Below are 16,143 nucleotides of genomic sequence, written 5' to 3' on the forward strand. Positions count from 1 at the left end.
GTGTGGTGGGGGGGGGTGTGGGCTCTTTTTCCCCCTCCGCGTGTTGTGGGTGTGGGGGGGGGGGGGGGGCCGCCCCCCCCCCCCACAAACGCATCTATTGTACTCAGCCGCGCCCGGAGTAGTTCGGGGCCTCGACGGTCATCGTGATGTCGTGCGGGTGGCTCTCCTTGAGACCCGCCGCGGTGATCTGCACGAACTGCGCGCCCTGGAGGTGCTCGATGTTCTGCGAACCGGTGTAGCCCATCGCGGCGCGCAGGCCGCCGACGAGCTGGTGGATCACCTGGTTGACCGGGCCACGGAACGGGACGCGGCCTTCGATGCCCTCGGGGACGAGCTTGTCCTCGGCGAGCACGTCGTCCTGGAAGTAGCGGTCCTTGGAGTACGACTTGGCCTGGCCGCGGCCCTGCATGGCGCCGAGGGAGCCCATGCCGCGGTAGCTCTTGAACTGCTTGCCGTTCACCAGGATCAGCTCACCGGGCGACTCGGCCGTGCCCGCGAGCAGCGAGCCGAGCATCACGGTGGACGCGCCGGCGGCGATGGCCTTGGCGACGTCGCCGGAGTACTGCACGCCACCGTCGGCGATCACCGGCACACCGGCGGCCTTGCAGGCGGCGACGGCCTCGAGGATCGCGGTGATCTGCGGCGCGCCGACACCGGCGACCACACGGGTGGTGCAGATGGAGCCGGGGCCCACACCCACCTTCACCGCGTCGACGCCCGCCTCGACGAGCGCTGCGGCACCCGCGCGGGTGGCGACATTGCCGCCGACGATCTGGATCCGGTCACCGACCTCGGCCTTGACCTTGGCGACCATCTGCAGCACCTGCGACTGGTGGCCGTGCGCGGTATCGACGATCAGCACGTCGACCCCGGCGTCGGCCAGCGTCATGGCACGCGACCAGGAGTCCTCGCCGACACCGATCGCGGCACCGACCAGCAGGCGGCCGTCGCGGTCCTTGGTGGCGTTGGGGTACTGATCGGTCTTGACGAAGTCCTTGACCGTGATCAGGCCACGCAGGCGGCCGTTGCCGTCGACGATCGGCAGCTTCTCGATCTTGTGGCGGCGCAGCAGACCCAGCGCGGCCTCGGCGGTGACACCCTCACGCGCGGTGATCAGCGGCGCCTTGGTCATCACCTCGTCCACGCGGCGATCCTGATCGACCTCGAAACGCATGTCGCGGTTGGTGATGATGCCGACCAGCGCACCGGTCTCGTCCACCACCGGCAGACCCGAGATGCGGAAGCGGGCGCACATGGCGTCGACCTCGGCGAGGGTATCGGTGGGACGACAGGTGACCGGATCGGTCACCATGCCCGCCTCCGACCGCTTCACCGTCTCCACCTGGGCGGCCTGATCGGCGGCCGATAGGTTGCGGTGCAGCACGCCCATACCGCCCGCACGCGCCATGGCGATGGCCATGCGCGCCTCGGTGACGGTGTCCATGGCCGAGCTCACCAGCGGCGTACGCAGGGTGATGTCCCTGGTCAGCCGGCTGGACGTCTCGACCGAGCTGGGGATGAGATCCGAGGCGGCAGGCAGCAACAGCACGTCGTCGAACGTGAGGCCGAGCATGGCGATCTTGGTCGGATCGTCGCCCCCCGTAGGAGGGCGCACCGCGATTCGTTCGCCCGACACGGGATTACTCATTCGGATCGACCCCTCCTGGTCGTCATAGCAACCGACGCGACTGAACACAGTGCGTCGGTGCTCGAGCGGAAAAAAGCTTTCGGATGGTCGGCAAGAACAAAGTCGCCGACGCCTGCATTCCATGGTATCCGGCGCCCGGACACGCCTGTGAAGTGAGCCCTTCCGCAAAACTTGCCCGGTGCATCGCTGGCGCGATGCACCAAGTACTGCGTACCGTGGGGATGTGCGTGACCATCTACCACCTGGCCTGCCGCCGGATCCCTTCGCCGGAGACCCCTCCGACCCGTCTGCCGCGCTCGATGCGATCGAGCCCGGTGAGCCGTTGGATCCTCATGAGCGCCTAGCGGTCGAGGAAGATCTCGCAGACCTCGCCGTATACGAAGCCCTGCTGGCCCACCGCGGCATCCGCGGCCTGGTCGTCAGCTGTGAGGATTGTCGGCAAGATCACTACCACGACTGGGACATGCTGCGGGCAAACCTGCTGCAGCTACTCGTCGACGGCACCGTCCGTCCGCACGAGCCCGCCTACGATCCCACCCCCGAGGCTTACGTCACGTGGGACTACTGCCGCGGCTACGCGGACGCGTCGATGAACGAGGCGTTCCACGGCGACGGGTTCGACGGGTTCGACAACTGAGCTCCGGCGGCGGCTCAGCACAGCTGAGCCTGCCGTAAGGCCCCGCTCCCCCGCTCCGGTCACGCGTGCGTGGGGGATGACGCGGGCCCGCACCGAAAACGCACCCCGAAAACGACGAAGGCCCCGAACCTGTTCGGGGCCTTCGTCGTTGGTTCAATTCATCGTTGCTCGGAGATCGTCGCTCAGGACGACGGCACGATCGGCGGCGCGGGCACGACCGTCGCCGCGGACGGCACCTGCAAGGTGGGGGGCACCGTCGGGGGCAGCGTTGCCGACGTGGGGACAACCGTCGGGGCCACCGTCGGCACAGTCACGACCGGCGGTGGTTCGACGATGGTCGTCGGCGGTGTCGTCGGATCGACCGTCACCGGCGGTTGGGTCACCGGCGGCTGGGTGGTCACCGGCGGCTGCGTCTGCTCGACCGGCGGAACCAACGGCTTGGTCTCCGGGCCAGGCGTCTGCATGATGACCGGCGGCTGGGTGGCCGGATCGGTGGTGCTCTGGCCGGGAGCCGTCGGTGCCACCGGCGCGGTGGTGCCCGGGTTGGTCGTCGGGGGGACCTGCACGGCAGAAGTCGGCTTGCCCGCTTCGGACGTGACCGGCGGCAACTGCGCGCCGATCTCCGGCGCGACCTTCAGCAGCTCATCACGAAGCAGGTTCCAGCGCGCGATCAGATCCTCGCGCTTGCCCTTGTCGTCGACCTGGCCCGCGTTGGCCGAAGCCTGTTCCAGCCTGGCCTTCGCCTGTTCGGGATTGCCCGAGGTGAGCAGGTTCTGGGCGGCCAGCAGATCCTCGTCGGCGTACTGCACGACGGTGGACTGCGCCTGCTCGCTGAACACGACCTCCTTGACCCGCCACAGCGGATCGCCGGGGGCCGCGCTGTAAGCGAAGGCCGTGATACCGCCGAACACCAGCGACAATGCCGCTGCTGCCCCGAAAATCGGGCGGACCAGCCGTAGACGTCCGCGCGAGGAAGCTCCGACTCGAACCTGCCGCGCGCCGATCTCCTGATTGACTGCCGCGAACACGGTGTCCAGATCAGGGCCCGCGGGCATCGGCTCGGCCAGAAGGTCGGCCCGCCAATCCGCGAGTAGCGACGCCAGCTGGAACTCCTCGGGACTGTCGGTACGCACCGGACCATCGCTCGAGATCGCGTCGATCAGCGCGTCATCGCTGCGCACCGCCGCAATGTCGACCGGTCCGGAGTCACCGGCATCCTCGGCGGCGTAGGGACCGCTGTCGTGCGATCCGCGCTGCCAACTTCTCCGGTCGCCTAGACCGCGCTCGCCATCCCTAGCCATACATTTCACCTGCCCTCGCCACTTGTGACTTCAGTTTCGCGAGTGCCCTGTGCTGGGCAACCCGTATCGCCCCCGCCGTGCTGCCCACGGCGACTGCGGTTTCCTCTGCTGACAGACCCATGACCAAGCGCAGGATCAGGATTTCTCGATGCTTCTCGGGGAGCGTTGCCAGCAGAGTGTTCATCTGCCTGCTCGTCTCCGAGTCGAGAGCCCGCTGTTCCGGTCCCTGGTCGGTGGATATGACATCTGGTACTTCGGCCATCGCCTCCGCCTTGTTACGGGCGGCGTTGCGATGGGCGTCGGCGACCTTGTGCGAAGCGATTCCATACACGAAGGCCATGAAGGGCCGACCCTGGTCCTGATAGCGGGGCAGGGCGGTCATCACAGCCATACAGACCTCTTGCGCAACATCGTCCGCGGAGAGCTGTCCGCGCTCCGCGGCTCCGATCCGTGCCCTGCAGTAGCGAACCACCAAGGGACGGACCAGTTCCAATACCCGAGCTAAAGCGGTCCTGTCGCCCTGCGCAGCCGCAGCGACGGCGAGGTCCAACTCTTCGCCCATATGCGTCATCGTCAGAGATTTTCCTGGCGTTACGAGTGGCGCGGTCGAATGTGACCGAGCTTCCACCGAAAAGGCGGAACGGACTAACAATAGCGACCCCCGGATCGGCCGCCAGCGGGCGTGGTCGCTTCTAACCGACCTCTCAGGAAGATCATCCGCAGCGAATCACGCACCCAGCGGGGCGATGTCGCCACCCAAGGCCCGTAGACGGGCGCCATGATCTGCGGCTTCGTTCGCCGCGGCGCGCGCGTGTGGCGGTGCGGCGACTCCCGAGCGCAGCATCGCGGTGGCCCAGCGCAGTGGCAGAAGGCCGTTTTCGCGGCAGCGCGCGTCGACCCGGTCTGCCAGTTCCGCGGACTCGGCGATGGCACCGGTCGCTGCCGTCGCGGCCGCGACGAGCAGTGCCGATTTCACCTGGTGGCGTACCGAGGGCAGCGCCGCGGCGAGGTCGACGGCCGTGACCGCCTCGCGCAGCGCTGCGCTCGCTTCGCCGCCGGCGAGCGCGGTCTCGGCACGCACCCAATGCCAGCGCACCTCCGCTCGCGGGGGCGCGTCGGCGAGCAGTGGCCGCACGCGGCCGAGCAGTTTGTGGGCCAGGCCGAGCCGGCCGGTGCCGAGCGCGTCGGCTGCCAGGCCCGTATACGCGTCGGCGAGTGCCTCGGCGCGGGCCGCCCCGGTGGCGCCGAGTGCGATCGTCGCGGCGCGGCCGTCGAACGCCGCCGCCGCCGCGTGGTCGCCGAGCTGGCGCAGCAGCGATCCCCGGGTGCTCTCGACGAGGGATTTCAGGCCGGGATCCGTCACGGTGCGAGCCAATACCAGCAGGTCAGCACGGGCGGCGGCGTAGCGGCCCTGCCCGCCGAGCGCGACCGCGCGGTACCACCGCGACAAGGGGTCCGCGGGCTCCGGCAACTCCGCAGCGGCCAGGCCGGGAGTGGGGCCGAAGGCAGTCGAAACGAGTATTTCGGAACCGATATCCGCGGGTGAGGCCTTTGTCTGCACGACGAGACTCTAGCCGCCACCGGTCCGGGGAGGTTCGCGTGTTATGACACAGGAACGCCTATCCAGCAAACAAACAGCATTTCTCTCGAGCGCCGATGTTGCCATCAGGTAAATCTCCGCTCCCCGATGCCGCTACCGCAAAGTCTCGAATTCACATGCGTTCCGCGCAATTAACCTTCGCGCCCCGTTTACGCCATCTATACGCAGTCCACCCGCGGGGACCGCTGTGATCCAACACACCCGTGCACGAGGAGCGCCGCCGACGCGAACCCGGCCCCGACCGGCGCGACCTGGGAAAATCGAGGGCGCAGGAGAGACAGGAAGACACCCGATCCATAGCCAACCAAACAGTATGGAGGGATCGGGTGTGAAATGTAAATAGTGAGTAGGTTAAATTTCAGCGTTGCAGATTTACTGAACTCATGCGCCGAACTATTGACGGAAATTCCCGCCTGCACCTAACGTAGCTCATCGCCACGGTTGGCGCCGCGCGAAATCGCAGCGACCTCCGAGCGGCACCGTCAGGCACCGTCGAGCCGGCCACCCATCATCGGGTGGCGCGAAGACCTGCCGCACCACTCGCTCGACAACGCCGACGAGCTCGCGCCTCAAGGAGTTCCCATGCCCATGCCCACCCACCTCCCCGGACCGAACGCCGATGTCTGGGACTGGCAGATGCGTGGCTCGTGCCGCGGTCAGGACTCCGCGGTCTTCTTCCACCCCGACGGCGAACGCGGCCGTGCCCGCACGGCACGCGAGATGCGCGCCAAGGAGATCTGCCGGGCCTGCCCCGTCCTCATGCAGTGCCGGACCCATGCCCTCAAAGTCAGCGAGCCCTACGGCATCTGGGGTGGCATGTCCGAGACCGAACGCGAGATGCACGCCCGCCGCAACCGGCGCCGGATGGCCGTCTGAGACTCCACCGAGCCCGTCTGGCGGGGTTGGCAAATCTGTTCCAATCCGCTGACCGTGGCGCGCCGAATCCCTAGCAAACAGCTGGCACCCGAATAAAGACACCCCCGGTCGCGGGGAGGTCATAGCCGCGGGCTAGATTCGTGACCGATGACACAGAATGGGTTCCGAAGCGAAGCCTTTCCACCGAGCGTGGATTCTGCGGTTACCGCACGCGCGGCAGAAGGAGTCGAGCTAGCTGCACTGCTGGAACGATGCGGTCTGTCCGACCAGCAGGCCTTTGCCGAGCTGTACGACCGAACGTCTGCGCGCGTTTTCGGCCTGGTCCTGCGGGTGCTCCACGACCCCGGGTACGCGGAGGAGACCACTCAGGAGGTCTATCTCCAGATCTGGCGTACCGCCACGAGTTTCGACCCCGCCAAGGGGTCGGCGGTGACCTGGCTGATGACGCTGGCACACCGGCGCGCGGTCGACCGGGTTCGCGCCGAGCAAGCCCACACCCAGCGCGAGGTCGCGTACGGGATCCGGGTGCTCGGCCACGAATTCGACGAGGTCACCGAGGAGGTGGAACGCAGACTAGAACAACAGGCCGTCCAGCGCGGACTCTCGACCCTCACCGAGACCCAGCGCGAGGCGATCTCGCTCGCCTACTACGGCGGGCGGACCTACGCGGAGGTAGCTCAATACCTCGGCATCGGGTTACCGACCGTTAAGTCCCGAATTCGGGACGGATTGACACGACTGAAGAAAAGTTTGGGGGTGACGTGAGATGAACGAAGCCCAGATCGATCTCGCGCACACCGTCGCGCTCGGATTGATCGACGACGAAGACCATCACGCGATCCAGACCATCATCGATACCGAAGACCCAACCCTGTGTATCGAGTTCCTGCGAGAACTTCGCTGTACCCGCGCAGTGCTCGCCGAACTCGCGTCCGCAACCCCCACCCCACCGCCTCCGTCGCTGCGTGACCGTTTACTGGCCGCGCTCGATGCCGAAGATCCGCCGGTAGCCAGCTAGCGGACAACGAAAGGCCCCCAGATCGCGCTCGCGATCCGGGGGCCTTCGTTGTTCATCGCTCAGTGCGAGTGACCGTGATGCCCGTGGTCGTCGTCGGCCTCGGCCGGCTTCTCCACGATGGCGCTCTCGGTGGTCAGGATCATCCGTGCGACCGAGGCGGCGTTCACCACGGCGGAGCGGGTCACCTTGACCGGGTCGACGACACCGTCGGCGAGCAGGTCGCCGTAGGTCAGGGTGGCGGCGTTGAAGCCGTCCTTGCCCTCGGAGACCTTGGCGACGACAACCGCACCGTCGAGACCGGCGTTGCTGGCGATCCAGTACAGCGGCGCCTCGAGGCCCTTGCGAACCACCTCGACACCCACAGCCTTGTCGCCGGTGAACGAGTCACGCAGCTCGACCAGCGCGGCAGCGGCGATCACGAGTGCCGAACCACCACCGGGGACGATGCCCTCCTCGACCGCGGCCTTGGCGGCGGCGACCGCGTCGTCGACGCGGTACTTGCGCTCCTTGAGCGCGGTCTCGGTGGCAGCGCCGACCTTGATCACCGCGACGCCACCGGCCAGCTTCGCCAGACGCTCTTCGAGCTTCTCGCGATCCCAGTCGGAGTCCGAGGCCTCGATCTCGCGACGCAGCTGCGCGCTGCGGCCCTTGATGTCCTCGTCGGAGCCCCCGCCGTCGATCAGCACGGTCTCGTCCTTGGTGACGACGACGCGACGCGCCTGACCCAGCTGCTCGATGGTGGCCTCGCGCAGGGTGACGCCGAGATCGGGGTTGATCACGGTGCCACCGGTGACGACGGCCAGGTCGTCGAGGAACGCCTTGCGACGGTCACCGAAGAACGGCGCCTTGACGGCGACGGCCTTGATGGTCTTGCGGATCGAGTTGACCACCAGGGTGGACAGCGCTTCGCCGTCGACGTCCTCGGCCACGATCAGCACGGCCTTGCCGGACTCGGCGATCTTCTCGAGCAGCGGCAGCAGATCGGGCAGCGAGCTGATCTTGTCGCGGTGCAGCAGGATGTAGGCATCCTCGAGCACGGCCTGCTGGGTCTCGGGATCGGTCTGGAAGTAGGGCGAGAGGTAGCCCTTGTCGAACTGCACACCCTCGGTGATGACGAGTTCGGTGTTCGTGGTCGAGGACTCCTCGACGGTCACGACGCCGTCCTTGCCGACCGTGGTGAGGGCCTTGCCGACCATCTCGCCGATTTCCTCGTCACGCGAGGAAACGGTGGCGACCTGGGCGATGGCCTTCTCGCCGGAGACGGGGGTGGCCAGCGCGAGCAGCACCTCCGACACCTTCTCGGCGGCAGCGGCGATGCCCTGGCCGAGGGTGATCGGGTTGGCGCCCGCGGCGACGTTCTTCAGGCCGCCGCGCACGAAGGCCTGAGCCAGCACGGTGGCGGTGGTCGTACCGTCGCCCGCGACGTCGTTGGTCTTGGTGGCGACGCTCTTGACGAGCTGTGCGCCGAGGTTCTCGAAGGGGTCCTCGAGGTCGATCTCACGCGCGATGGTGACACCGTCGTTGGTGACGGTCGGGCCACCGAAAGCCTTGGCCAGCACCACGTGCCGGCCGCGGGGGCCGAGGGTCACCTTGACGGCGTCGGCCAGCTTGTCGACACCGCGTTCCAGAGCCCGGCGAGCCTTTTCGTCGAACTCGATCTGCTTGGGCATAGAGGATTCAACTCCTGTTCGTGAACGCAATCCGCCCCGGGCCTGTGAAGACGCCGGGGCGGAACGCTGATGCGGCGTTGGCCTTACTTGGTGACGACGGCCAGGATGTCGCGCGCCGAGAGGATGAGGTATTCCCCACCCTGGTACTTGATCTCGGTGCCGCCGTACTTGCTGTAGATGACGACGTCGCCTTCCTTGACGTCGACCGGGATGCGGTCACCCTTATCGGTGACGCGGCCCGCTCCGACGGCAATGACGGTGCCCTCCTGCGGCTTCTCCTTGGCCGTGTCCGGGATGACCAGGCCGGAGGCCGTCGTCGTCTCGGCCTCGTTGGCCTGGACGAGGATCTTGTCCTCGAGCGGCTTGATGTTCACGCTCGCCACGTTGAGCCCTCCACTTTCAGGGGAAATTCGGTTGTCCGGAACTGGTGTCCCGGACCGGTTTCGGTCAGCTCGCGACCCTGCGCACAGCCCCGTCGTCGCGGGTGCCGGAGCCGAAGCCCAGAAGTCGACTTGGCACAAGTACAGCTACACAGTGCCCAACTAGTACGTGCCGACTAGCACTCTATACGCGAGAGTGCCAGCACTCAAGGTCGGGTTCTGCCGATGTCGCATTCTCGACACGCCCACACTGGCCAGTGATCTTCACATCGCCTGCCACAATCTGTAACGTTCGCATAACAGGCTGTGACATAGCACAGGAAGGCGCCATCCGCTCGGAGAGCACCATCAGCTTGAAGGGAGGTGAACATGCGAACATCCCTCGGCATCTCGGCCGGGAACGAGGTGGTGTGCTCGGCACTGGTCGCTACGGGGCCCGCGGGCGAGCAGACTTTCGACTACCGCGTAGTTTCCGCCGATGAGGCACATTCCGACCTCGGCGATCTCGTGGCGTCCTCGATCGAATTGATGACCACCCAGTTACCGGTTTCCCAGGCCGCGATGGCAGGCGAACCGCTCGGGCGCTATTCCGGCGGCGGCCGTCGCGCCGAGTCGGCCCGTTCGCGGCCACCGACCAGCGTCGCCGTCGCCTACCGCAACAAGGAACAGGCACAGGCCATTCGGGCCGCCTGCGCCCGCCACCGTGATCTGCGGTTGGTCACCGAGGGCGCGGCCGCCCTGGCCTACCTGCGCCACACCGGACTGCTCGACCGCTACGCCACCGTCGCCGTGATCGACCTTGGCGCAACCGGACTCACCGTCACCGTCGCCGATTACACCGAGAACGTGGTCCTGCACAGCGAACGGACGCCGACGCTGAGCGGCAACGCGATCGACGAGCTGATCTACCACCACCTGGTGGACCTGCACTACGCCCGTCGCGGCACCAGGCCCAACCGCACCACGCTGACCAATCGCGGCCGCGCCGCCAAGGAACACCTGTCGCTGGCACCCGTGGTCACCGTCGATCACGTCGCGGGGCAAGGGCTCGAGCTCACCCGCCCCGATTTCGAGGAGCTCATCGGCGGCCTGCTGCGCAATATCGCGCTGTTCTCGGCGTCGGTGTTCACCCGTGCGCCGAAGTACCCCGACGCGGTCGCCGTGATCGGCGGGTGCGCCAATATCCCTTGCGTCATCGACATTCTCGACTCGCGCCTCGACGTGCCCGTGCTCACCGTGCCCGACCCGGAGGCGGTGATCGCCAAGGGTGCCGCGCTGGTCGCCGATGCCGCGGCGCCGTCCGGACTGTCCGGCGGCGTGGCCACCGACGCACCGAGTGGCACCTTCGTCAAGGTCGTCGGCACCCTCGTCGGCGCGGTGGTGGTGGTCGGTCTGGTGATCGGCTACGGCGTGCAAGCCGTCACGCCCGATACCCCCGATGTCACTCCGGCCGGTACGAGCAGCACCGTGCGTCAATCCCCCTTACCGTTGGTGCCCTCCCCGGCACCCACCCCCGCCAATCGCCAGAGCACCGAGCGCACGGGCACCACCAACGCCCCACCCGCCATCGACGCAACCCCCGCGGTCACTACCGGGGCGCCGACCACGAACGCCCCCAACCCGTCCGCGCCGAACGCGACAACGGCTCCCACCCTGCGTCCCGACCCGAATCTCCCGCAGATCCCCTACCCCGAGTCCCCCCTCGGCACCGTGGACAGCGGCTCCTCCGGCGGCGGCAGGCCACAACGCCCCTCCACCCCCAACTCCGTTCCGGCGCTCCGGGTATTCAGCGAGTAGCTCGCTGTCGGCCTGGGTTGCGGCGCTATCCCCGCAGAGCGCTCACAGAAACCGGCAGCCCCGGATCCGTCGCGACAGTCAGAGCGGCGGGTTGCGCACCCGCCGCGATCACATGCGCACCCAGCGCCGCGATCATCACACCGTTGTCCGTGCACAGCCGTGGCTTCGGCACGCGAAGCATCAAACCCGCGGCAGCGCAACGCTCTTCGGCGAGCGACCGAATGCGTGAGTTGGCGGTGGCACCGCCGCCGAGCACAATCGTGTCGACACCGATATCGGTGGCCGCGCGCACGGCCTTCATCGTGAGCACATCGGCGACCGCCTCCTGAAAGGACGCGGCGATGTCGGGAATCGGCAACTGGTCGGGCGTGATGCCCTGACGCTGCGCGGCCTCGACATAGCGGGCCACCGCGGTCTTGAGGCCGGAGAACGAGAAGTCATAGCGCGCGTCGCGGGGCCCGGTCATGCCACGGGGAAAGGCGATCGCCCGCGCGTCACCCGAGGTGGCGGCAGCGTCGAGGGCGGGCCCGCCGGGATAGCCGAGACCGAGCAGCCGCGCGACCTTGTCGAACGCCTCCCCCGCGGCATCGTCGACGGTGCTGCCGAGTTCGGTGATCGGCTCACCCAGATCCGTGACCTGCAGCAGATGCGTGTGCCCACCGGAAACGAGCAGCGCCACCGCGGGCGGCATCGGCCCGTGCTCGAGCGTATCGACCGCCACATGCCCGCCGAGGTGGTTGAGCGCGTAGAACGGCACATCCCACGCCGCCGCATAGGCCTTGGCCGCGGCCACTCCCACCAGCAGCGCACCGGCCAGCCCCGGCCCGATGGTGACGGCGAGCGCGTCGGGCTTGCTGATTCCCGCGGTCGCCAGCGCCCGGCGCATCGCGGGCACGATCGCCTCGAGATGGGCGCGCGAGGCGATCTCGGGCACCACGCCACCGAAGCGCGCGTGCTGGTCGACGCTCGAGGCGACCTCATCGGCGAGTAGCTCGACGGAGCCATCGGGATGCCGGCGCACGATGCCGACTCCCGTTTCGTCGCACGAGCTTTCGATCCCCATGACGATCACGACAATGCCTCGTTCCGCTGGTCGCCCGCCGCCCGGTCGAATCCGGCGACGATCACGACAACACCTCGTCCTGCCGACCCCGCGCGGCCCATTCATCGGCCGCGGCGGTCAGTTCCGGGCGCCGCATCGTATAAGCGTCGGCACCGCTGGGGTGGTAGTAGTTCTTGCGCAATCCGATGATGTGAAAACCGTGCTTGGCGTACATCGCGATGGCGGGTGCGTTGTCGGTGCGCACCTCGAGGAACACCGGCCCACCACGTTCGGCCGCGGTGGCCAGCAGCGCTTCGAGCAACAGCGTGCCGATACCGCCCCGATGACATTGCGGGTCGACGCCGATCGTGTGCACCTCGGCCTCGGGATGGGCGTCGTCACCGAGCAGCGCGATGCCCGCGTAGCCGACCATCATCCCGTCGGCATCGCGCGCGGTGATGTAGCGATTGTGCCCACCGGCGAGCTCGGACCGGAACGACACCGCCTGCCACGGGTCGTCCTCGGGAAACAGCAGGTGCTCCAGTTCGACGCAGCGGTCGATATCGGGCAGCGTCATGGGAGCGATCAGGTACTCGGTCACGGCACTCACGCCCCGGTCCGGTCGAGGGTGCGGAAGCTGTTCTCCACCGCATCGGGCCTACGCAGATACAACGGCACCAGCGCCTCCGGCACGTCTCCGGCCAGTAGCGCGGGTGCGGCGACGATGACCAGCCCGGCAGGCGACGGCGTCTCGCTCGGCAGCACCGGTAGATCGAAATAGTCGACATGCGCGGCCGACCCGGCGATCACCGCGGCCTCACCGACCGGCACGTCGGCGGCTTTGTTCACCTCGGGACCGGCGACTCGCACCCCGTTCAGATACTTGGCCCAGTACACCTCACGCCTGCGCGCATCGGTGACCACCAGCAGTTCGCCGGGATCACGCTTCTCACCGATGGTGTCGGCGGCGATCGCGTCGAGACTGCACACCCCGTGCACAGGTAACCCGAGCGCGTCACCGAAAGCGGCCGCGGTGGCCATTCCCACGCGTAGCCCGGTGAACGGTCCCGGTCCGAGCCCGACGACGACCGCGTCGAGCTCGTCGCGGCGCACCCCCGCCTCGGCCAGACACTCCAGGATCTGCGGGGTGAGGACCTCGGCGTGCGCGCGGGCGTCGACCTTCACGCGGGCAGCGAGCGTCGCCACGGCGGGCCGGGTGCCGGGTTCACCGGCAGGTGACAGGTGCACCAATCCCGCTGTAACGGCGGGTGTCGCGGTGTCGACTGCTAGTACGAGCATGATTGTCTCAACAATACCGGGTGGTATCGGCGCTCGGCGCGCACCGGTGCGCGGGTGATCGCGCGTTATTCGATCCATTCCCAGATCGCCGTGCGCACATCGGATTCCGGCTCCCGGGCGAGTTGCACTCGCAGATGCCGGTCGGCGAGGTGTTCGACGACCCCCTTGCCCCATTCCACGACGACGACCGCGTGATGCAGGTCGGTGTCGAGGTCGAGCGAGTCCAGTTCGTCGAGGTCGCCCGCGAGGCGATAGGCGTCGACATGAACCATCGCCACCCCGGGCGTGCCGTCCGGGCGCACCCCGGCCTTGTGCGCTCGCGCGATGATGAACGTCGGCGAGCTGACCCGCCCCGCGACACCGAGTCCGGCGGCGATTCCCCTGGTGAGCGCGGTTTTCCCGGCGCCGAGCGGGCCGTCGAGAACGACCAGGTCACCCGGTCGCAGGGTGGCCGCCAGTTCGCGGCCGAAGGCTTCGGTGTCCTCGACCGTGTCGAGGACGCGCTGGTGCGGGTCAGCCACCGACGGCCTCCTCGCCGCGTGTGCCGATGATCCCCGCGCGCGCCAGCAGCCGGTCGAGTGCGGCCAGGCTCACCTCCGGGAACTGCAGGTGCGGCATGTGCGCCGCCTCACGAACCCGGACCAGCTCGCTGCCCGGCAGTTCCGCCGCCAGTGCGCGGGAGTTGCGGAAGGGGATCACCACATCGTGCGCGCCGCCGAGAATCAGCACCGGCAGTTCGCTCAAGACCGGCAATGCGGCCGATTCATCGTGCAGCTCAATCGCTTTCAGGAACTTTTCGATGGTGCCGACCGGTGTGCGGTCGATCATCATCGTGGTGAATCGCGACAGGGTCGGGCTCACCGGGCCGTGGAACGAGCTGACGTGCAGGATCGGCGTCACCACCTGCTTGCTCGCGCTGCGGCTGAACTGCACCAGCGTCGGCGCCGTTCGCGCCGCCAGCCGGAACCCGTCGACCGCGGGATGCCGGATCAGTTGCGAGATCCCGGTCGAGGTCACCTCCGCGGCCGCGGTGCTCAGCAGCCCGACCGCGCGCACCCGCGACGCGAACAGCTCGGGGAACTGCGCGGCGGCCGCGAGCACCGCCATCCCACCGAGCGAATGCCCGACCAGCACCACCGGCCCGGTCGGCGCGCACTCGCGGATGACGCCTGCGAGGTCGCGGCCGAGCTGGGCGACGGTGCAGCTCTCGGTGCTGGGCGTGCCGGAGCGTCCGTGTCCGCGCAGATCGAAGAAGACCATCCGCAGCCGCGACCCCCACTGCTGCGCGAGATCGCGGCGCTGGAAGTGGAAGGACTCCATGCTGTTGCAGAATCCGTGCACGAAAACGATCGTGACCTCGGCGGAATCGTCACCGAAGGTGCGGGTGGCCAGCGACACACCGTCGTCGGCGAGCACCACCCCCGGTTCGTCCTCGTCGATCAGGGCGAAGTTCTCCTCGCGATATTCGTCGCGTTCGGCAGGCCAGATCACCCGCGCGCCGATCTGGCGCAGGGTGTGGGCGATGGCGAGCCCCGCGAGCAGCCCCGCGGTCGCTAGGCCGCCGCGGATCACCGAGCGCCGGGTCATCGGCCGGTCCCCACGTAGCGGCGGACCGTACGACCCCGCGGTGCGCAGACGACCTCGTAGTCGATGGTGTCCAGCGCCCGCGCCCAGTCGAGCGCGTGTGGCTGTCCCGCGCCGCCGCCGAACAGCACCGCACGGTCGCCCTCCCGTACGCCGCCCGCGTTGTCGCCGAGGTCAACCATGAACTGGTCCATGCACACCCGCCCGACATTACGGTGTCGCGCCCCGCCCAACCACACCTCGAAACGGCCACTCAGCGACCGGAATACACCGTCGGCATACCCCGCGGGCACCAGGGCGATCGTCGTATCACGCGGTGCGACCCACCGATGCCCGTACGACACGCCCTCCCCCGCCGACACTTGTTTCACCAGCGCGACCTCCGCCTGGAACGTCATCGCGGGCTTCAACCCGAATTGTCCGAGCTCGGGGATGGGCGAGAGCCCGTACACCGAGATACCGGGCCGAACCATGTCGAAATGCAGATCAGGCCTGGTCAACGTGGCCGCCGAATTCGACAGATGCACCAGCTCGGGTTCGAGCCCGTGCTCCTTGGCCAGCGCGATCGCCTCGACAAACCGTTCCCGCTGCCGGTCCAGCATCGGGTGCCCCGGCTCATCGGCATGCGCGAGGTGGGAGAAGATCGCCCGAAACCGCACCACCTGCCCGTCGACGAGCCCCCGCAAAGCCCGCAAGACCTGCGGATACTCCGTCCCCGACACCCCGTTGCGATTGAGCCCCGTATCAACCTTCAACGTCACCGTCGCCGTCTGCCCCACCACCAGCGCGGCCCGCTCGACGGCCCGCAGCTGCGCCAGCGAAGACACCCCGATCTCGATATCCCCCGCGACAGCCGCCGCGTAATCAGCATCAACAGTATTGAGCCAGCAAAGAACAGGCGCGGTAATCCCAGCCGCCCGCAACGCCAGCCCCTCGGCAACCGTGGTCACCCCCAACTCCCGAGCCCCCGCCCCCAACGCCGCCCGAGCCACCTCCACCGCACCATGGTTGTACCCGTCAGCCTTGACCACCACCATCACAGCGGCCCCCTGCGCGTACTCCCGCAACACCCGCACATTGTGAGCAATAGCATCCAAGTCGACAACAGTCTCCACTTGCGCATTCACACCCCCAATCCTGGCAGGACCACCTCCAAAGAAATCACGCGGGCTATCCCCCGAACCCCGCCACCACCCGCACCCCCAACCACAACGCCCGCCCCAAATCCGCCATGACCGCACTCCCAACCCCCGCACTCCCAACCCCTAGGGAGGGACGGCCACGAAGTGGC

Annotated in this window: 17 protein-coding genes; 5 read left to right on the top strand and 12 right to left on the bottom strand. The window is 67.9% G+C overall.

Annotated elements, in window-relative coordinates; all coding sequences use genetic code 11:
- Positions 1–103: 103 nt before the first annotated feature.
- Positions 104–1,648, bottom strand: coding sequence for an IMP dehydrogenase (guaB, locus tag ACFWPX_RS23525; RefSeq protein ID WP_378921926.1), 1,545 nt, complete (start codon positions 1,646–1,648; stop codon positions 104–106).
- Between the two features lie 223 nt (positions 1,649–1,871).
- Between guaB and ACFWPX_RS23530 the strand changes: the two genes are divergently transcribed.
- Positions 1,872–2,285 (top strand): DUF5319 domain-containing protein, encoded by a 414-nt coding sequence (locus tag ACFWPX_RS23530; protein ID WP_022567296.1) that lies wholly within the window; start codon positions 1,872–1,874, stop codon positions 2,283–2,285.
- Positions 2,286–2,467: 182 nt separating this feature from the next.
- On the opposite strand, the gene ACFWPX_RS23535 is transcribed toward ACFWPX_RS23530, so the two are convergent.
- From ACFWPX_RS23535 to ACFWPX_RS23545, 3 genes are all read right to left on the bottom strand, one after another.
- Positions 2,468–3,586 carry an anti-sigma-D factor RsdA gene (locus ACFWPX_RS23535; protein WP_378929097.1) on the bottom strand — a complete coding sequence of 373 codons (1,119 nt, stop codon included), beginning with the start codon at positions 3,584–3,586 and terminating at the stop codon, positions 2,468–2,470.
- The gene (locus ACFWPX_RS23540) at positions 3,579–4,157 is read right to left on the bottom strand and encodes a sigma-70 family RNA polymerase sigma factor (protein ID WP_378921924.1); all 579 of its coding nucleotides are present in this window, start codon (positions 4,155–4,157) and stop codon (positions 3,579–3,581) included. Before ACFWPX_RS23540 ends, ACFWPX_RS23535 begins: the two co-directional genes overlap by 8 nt.
- Positions 4,158–4,313: 156 nt before the next feature.
- Entirely contained in the window at positions 4,314–5,147 is an 834-nt protein-coding gene (locus tag ACFWPX_RS23545) for a hypothetical protein (protein WP_378929098.1), read from the bottom strand.
- Between the two features lie 621 nt (positions 5,148–5,768).
- Between ACFWPX_RS23545 and ACFWPX_RS23550 the strand changes: the two genes are divergently transcribed.
- From ACFWPX_RS23550 to ACFWPX_RS23560, 3 genes are all read left to right on the top strand, one after another.
- Positions 5,769–6,062, top strand: a complete 294-nt coding sequence (locus tag ACFWPX_RS23550; protein ID WP_022567299.1) for a WhiB family transcriptional regulator — start codon at positions 5,769–5,771, stop codon at positions 6,060–6,062.
- A gap of 147 nt (positions 6,063–6,209) precedes the next feature.
- Positions 6,210–6,827 (top strand): sigma-70 family RNA polymerase sigma factor, encoded by a 618-nt coding sequence (locus ACFWPX_RS23555; RefSeq protein WP_378921921.1) that lies wholly within the window; start codon positions 6,210–6,212, stop codon positions 6,825–6,827.
- Position 6,828: 1 nt separating this feature from the next.
- The gene (locus ACFWPX_RS23560; RefSeq protein WP_378929099.1) at positions 6,829–7,080 is read left to right on the top strand and encodes a hypothetical protein; all 252 of its coding nucleotides are present in this window, start codon (positions 6,829–6,831) and stop codon (positions 7,078–7,080) included.
- A 59-nt stretch (positions 7,081–7,139) separates the two neighbouring features.
- Here ACFWPX_RS23560 and groL read toward each other — a convergent pair whose 3' ends face one another.
- Positions 7,140–8,750 carry a chaperonin GroEL gene (gene groL / locus ACFWPX_RS23565; protein ID WP_378929100.1) on the bottom strand — a complete coding sequence of 537 codons (1,611 nt, stop codon included), beginning with the start codon at positions 8,748–8,750 and terminating at the stop codon, positions 7,140–7,142.
- Positions 8,751–8,833: 83 nt separating this feature from the next.
- Positions 8,834–9,133: a co-chaperone GroES gene (groES, locus tag ACFWPX_RS23570; protein ID WP_056818214.1), complete on the bottom strand. Its 300-nt coding sequence runs from the start codon at positions 9,131–9,133 to the stop codon at positions 8,834–8,836.
- A 366-nt stretch (positions 9,134–9,499) separates the two neighbouring features.
- Here groES and ACFWPX_RS23575 point away from each other — a divergent pair, with 366 nt between their 5' ends.
- Entirely contained in the window at positions 9,500–10,927 is a 1,428-nt protein-coding gene (locus ACFWPX_RS23575) for an Hsp70 family protein (RefSeq protein ID WP_378929101.1), read from the top strand.
- A gap of 25 nt (positions 10,928–10,952) precedes the next feature.
- On the opposite strand, the gene tsaD is transcribed toward ACFWPX_RS23575, so the two are convergent.
- From tsaD to alr, 6 genes are all read right to left on the bottom strand, one after another.
- The gene (gene tsaD / locus ACFWPX_RS23580) at positions 10,953–11,999 is read right to left on the bottom strand and encodes a tRNA (adenosine(37)-N6)-threonylcarbamoyltransferase complex transferase subunit TsaD (protein ID WP_378929102.1); all 1,047 of its coding nucleotides are present in this window, start codon (positions 11,997–11,999) and stop codon (positions 10,953–10,955) included.
- 52 nt (positions 12,000–12,051) lie between these two features.
- A complete protein-coding gene (gene rimI / locus ACFWPX_RS23585) occupies positions 12,052–12,546 on the bottom strand; it encodes a ribosomal protein S18-alanine N-acetyltransferase (RefSeq protein ID WP_056819219.1) in 495 nt (164 codons plus the stop codon).
- Positions 12,547–12,575: 29 nt separating this feature from the next.
- Positions 12,576–13,268, bottom strand: coding sequence for a tRNA (adenosine(37)-N6)-threonylcarbamoyltransferase complex dimerization subunit type 1 TsaB (tsaB, locus tag ACFWPX_RS23590; protein WP_378929103.1), 693 nt, complete (start codon positions 13,266–13,268; stop codon positions 12,576–12,578).
- A 65-nt stretch (positions 13,269–13,333) separates the two neighbouring features.
- Positions 13,334–13,789: a tRNA (adenosine(37)-N6)-threonylcarbamoyltransferase complex ATPase subunit type 1 TsaE gene (tsaE, locus tag ACFWPX_RS23595; RefSeq protein WP_056818220.1), complete on the bottom strand. Its 456-nt coding sequence runs from the start codon at positions 13,787–13,789 to the stop codon at positions 13,334–13,336.
- Positions 13,782–14,855: an alpha/beta fold hydrolase gene (locus tag ACFWPX_RS23600; RefSeq protein ID WP_378929104.1), complete on the bottom strand. Its 1,074-nt coding sequence runs from the start codon at positions 14,853–14,855 to the stop codon at positions 13,782–13,784. The genes tsaE and ACFWPX_RS23600 overlap by 8 nt, the downstream gene beginning before the upstream one ends.
- Positions 14,852–15,988: an alanine racemase gene (gene alr, locus ACFWPX_RS23605; RefSeq protein WP_378921989.1), complete on the bottom strand. Its 1,137-nt coding sequence runs from the start codon at positions 15,986–15,988 to the stop codon at positions 14,852–14,854. Before alr ends, ACFWPX_RS23600 begins: the two co-directional genes overlap by 4 nt.
- Positions 15,989–16,143 lie beyond the last annotated feature (155 nt).

Source organism: Nocardia sp. NPDC058518 (assembly GCF_042719655.1).
Classification (GTDB): domain Bacteria; phylum Actinomycetota; class Actinomycetes; order Mycobacteriales; family Mycobacteriaceae; genus Nocardia.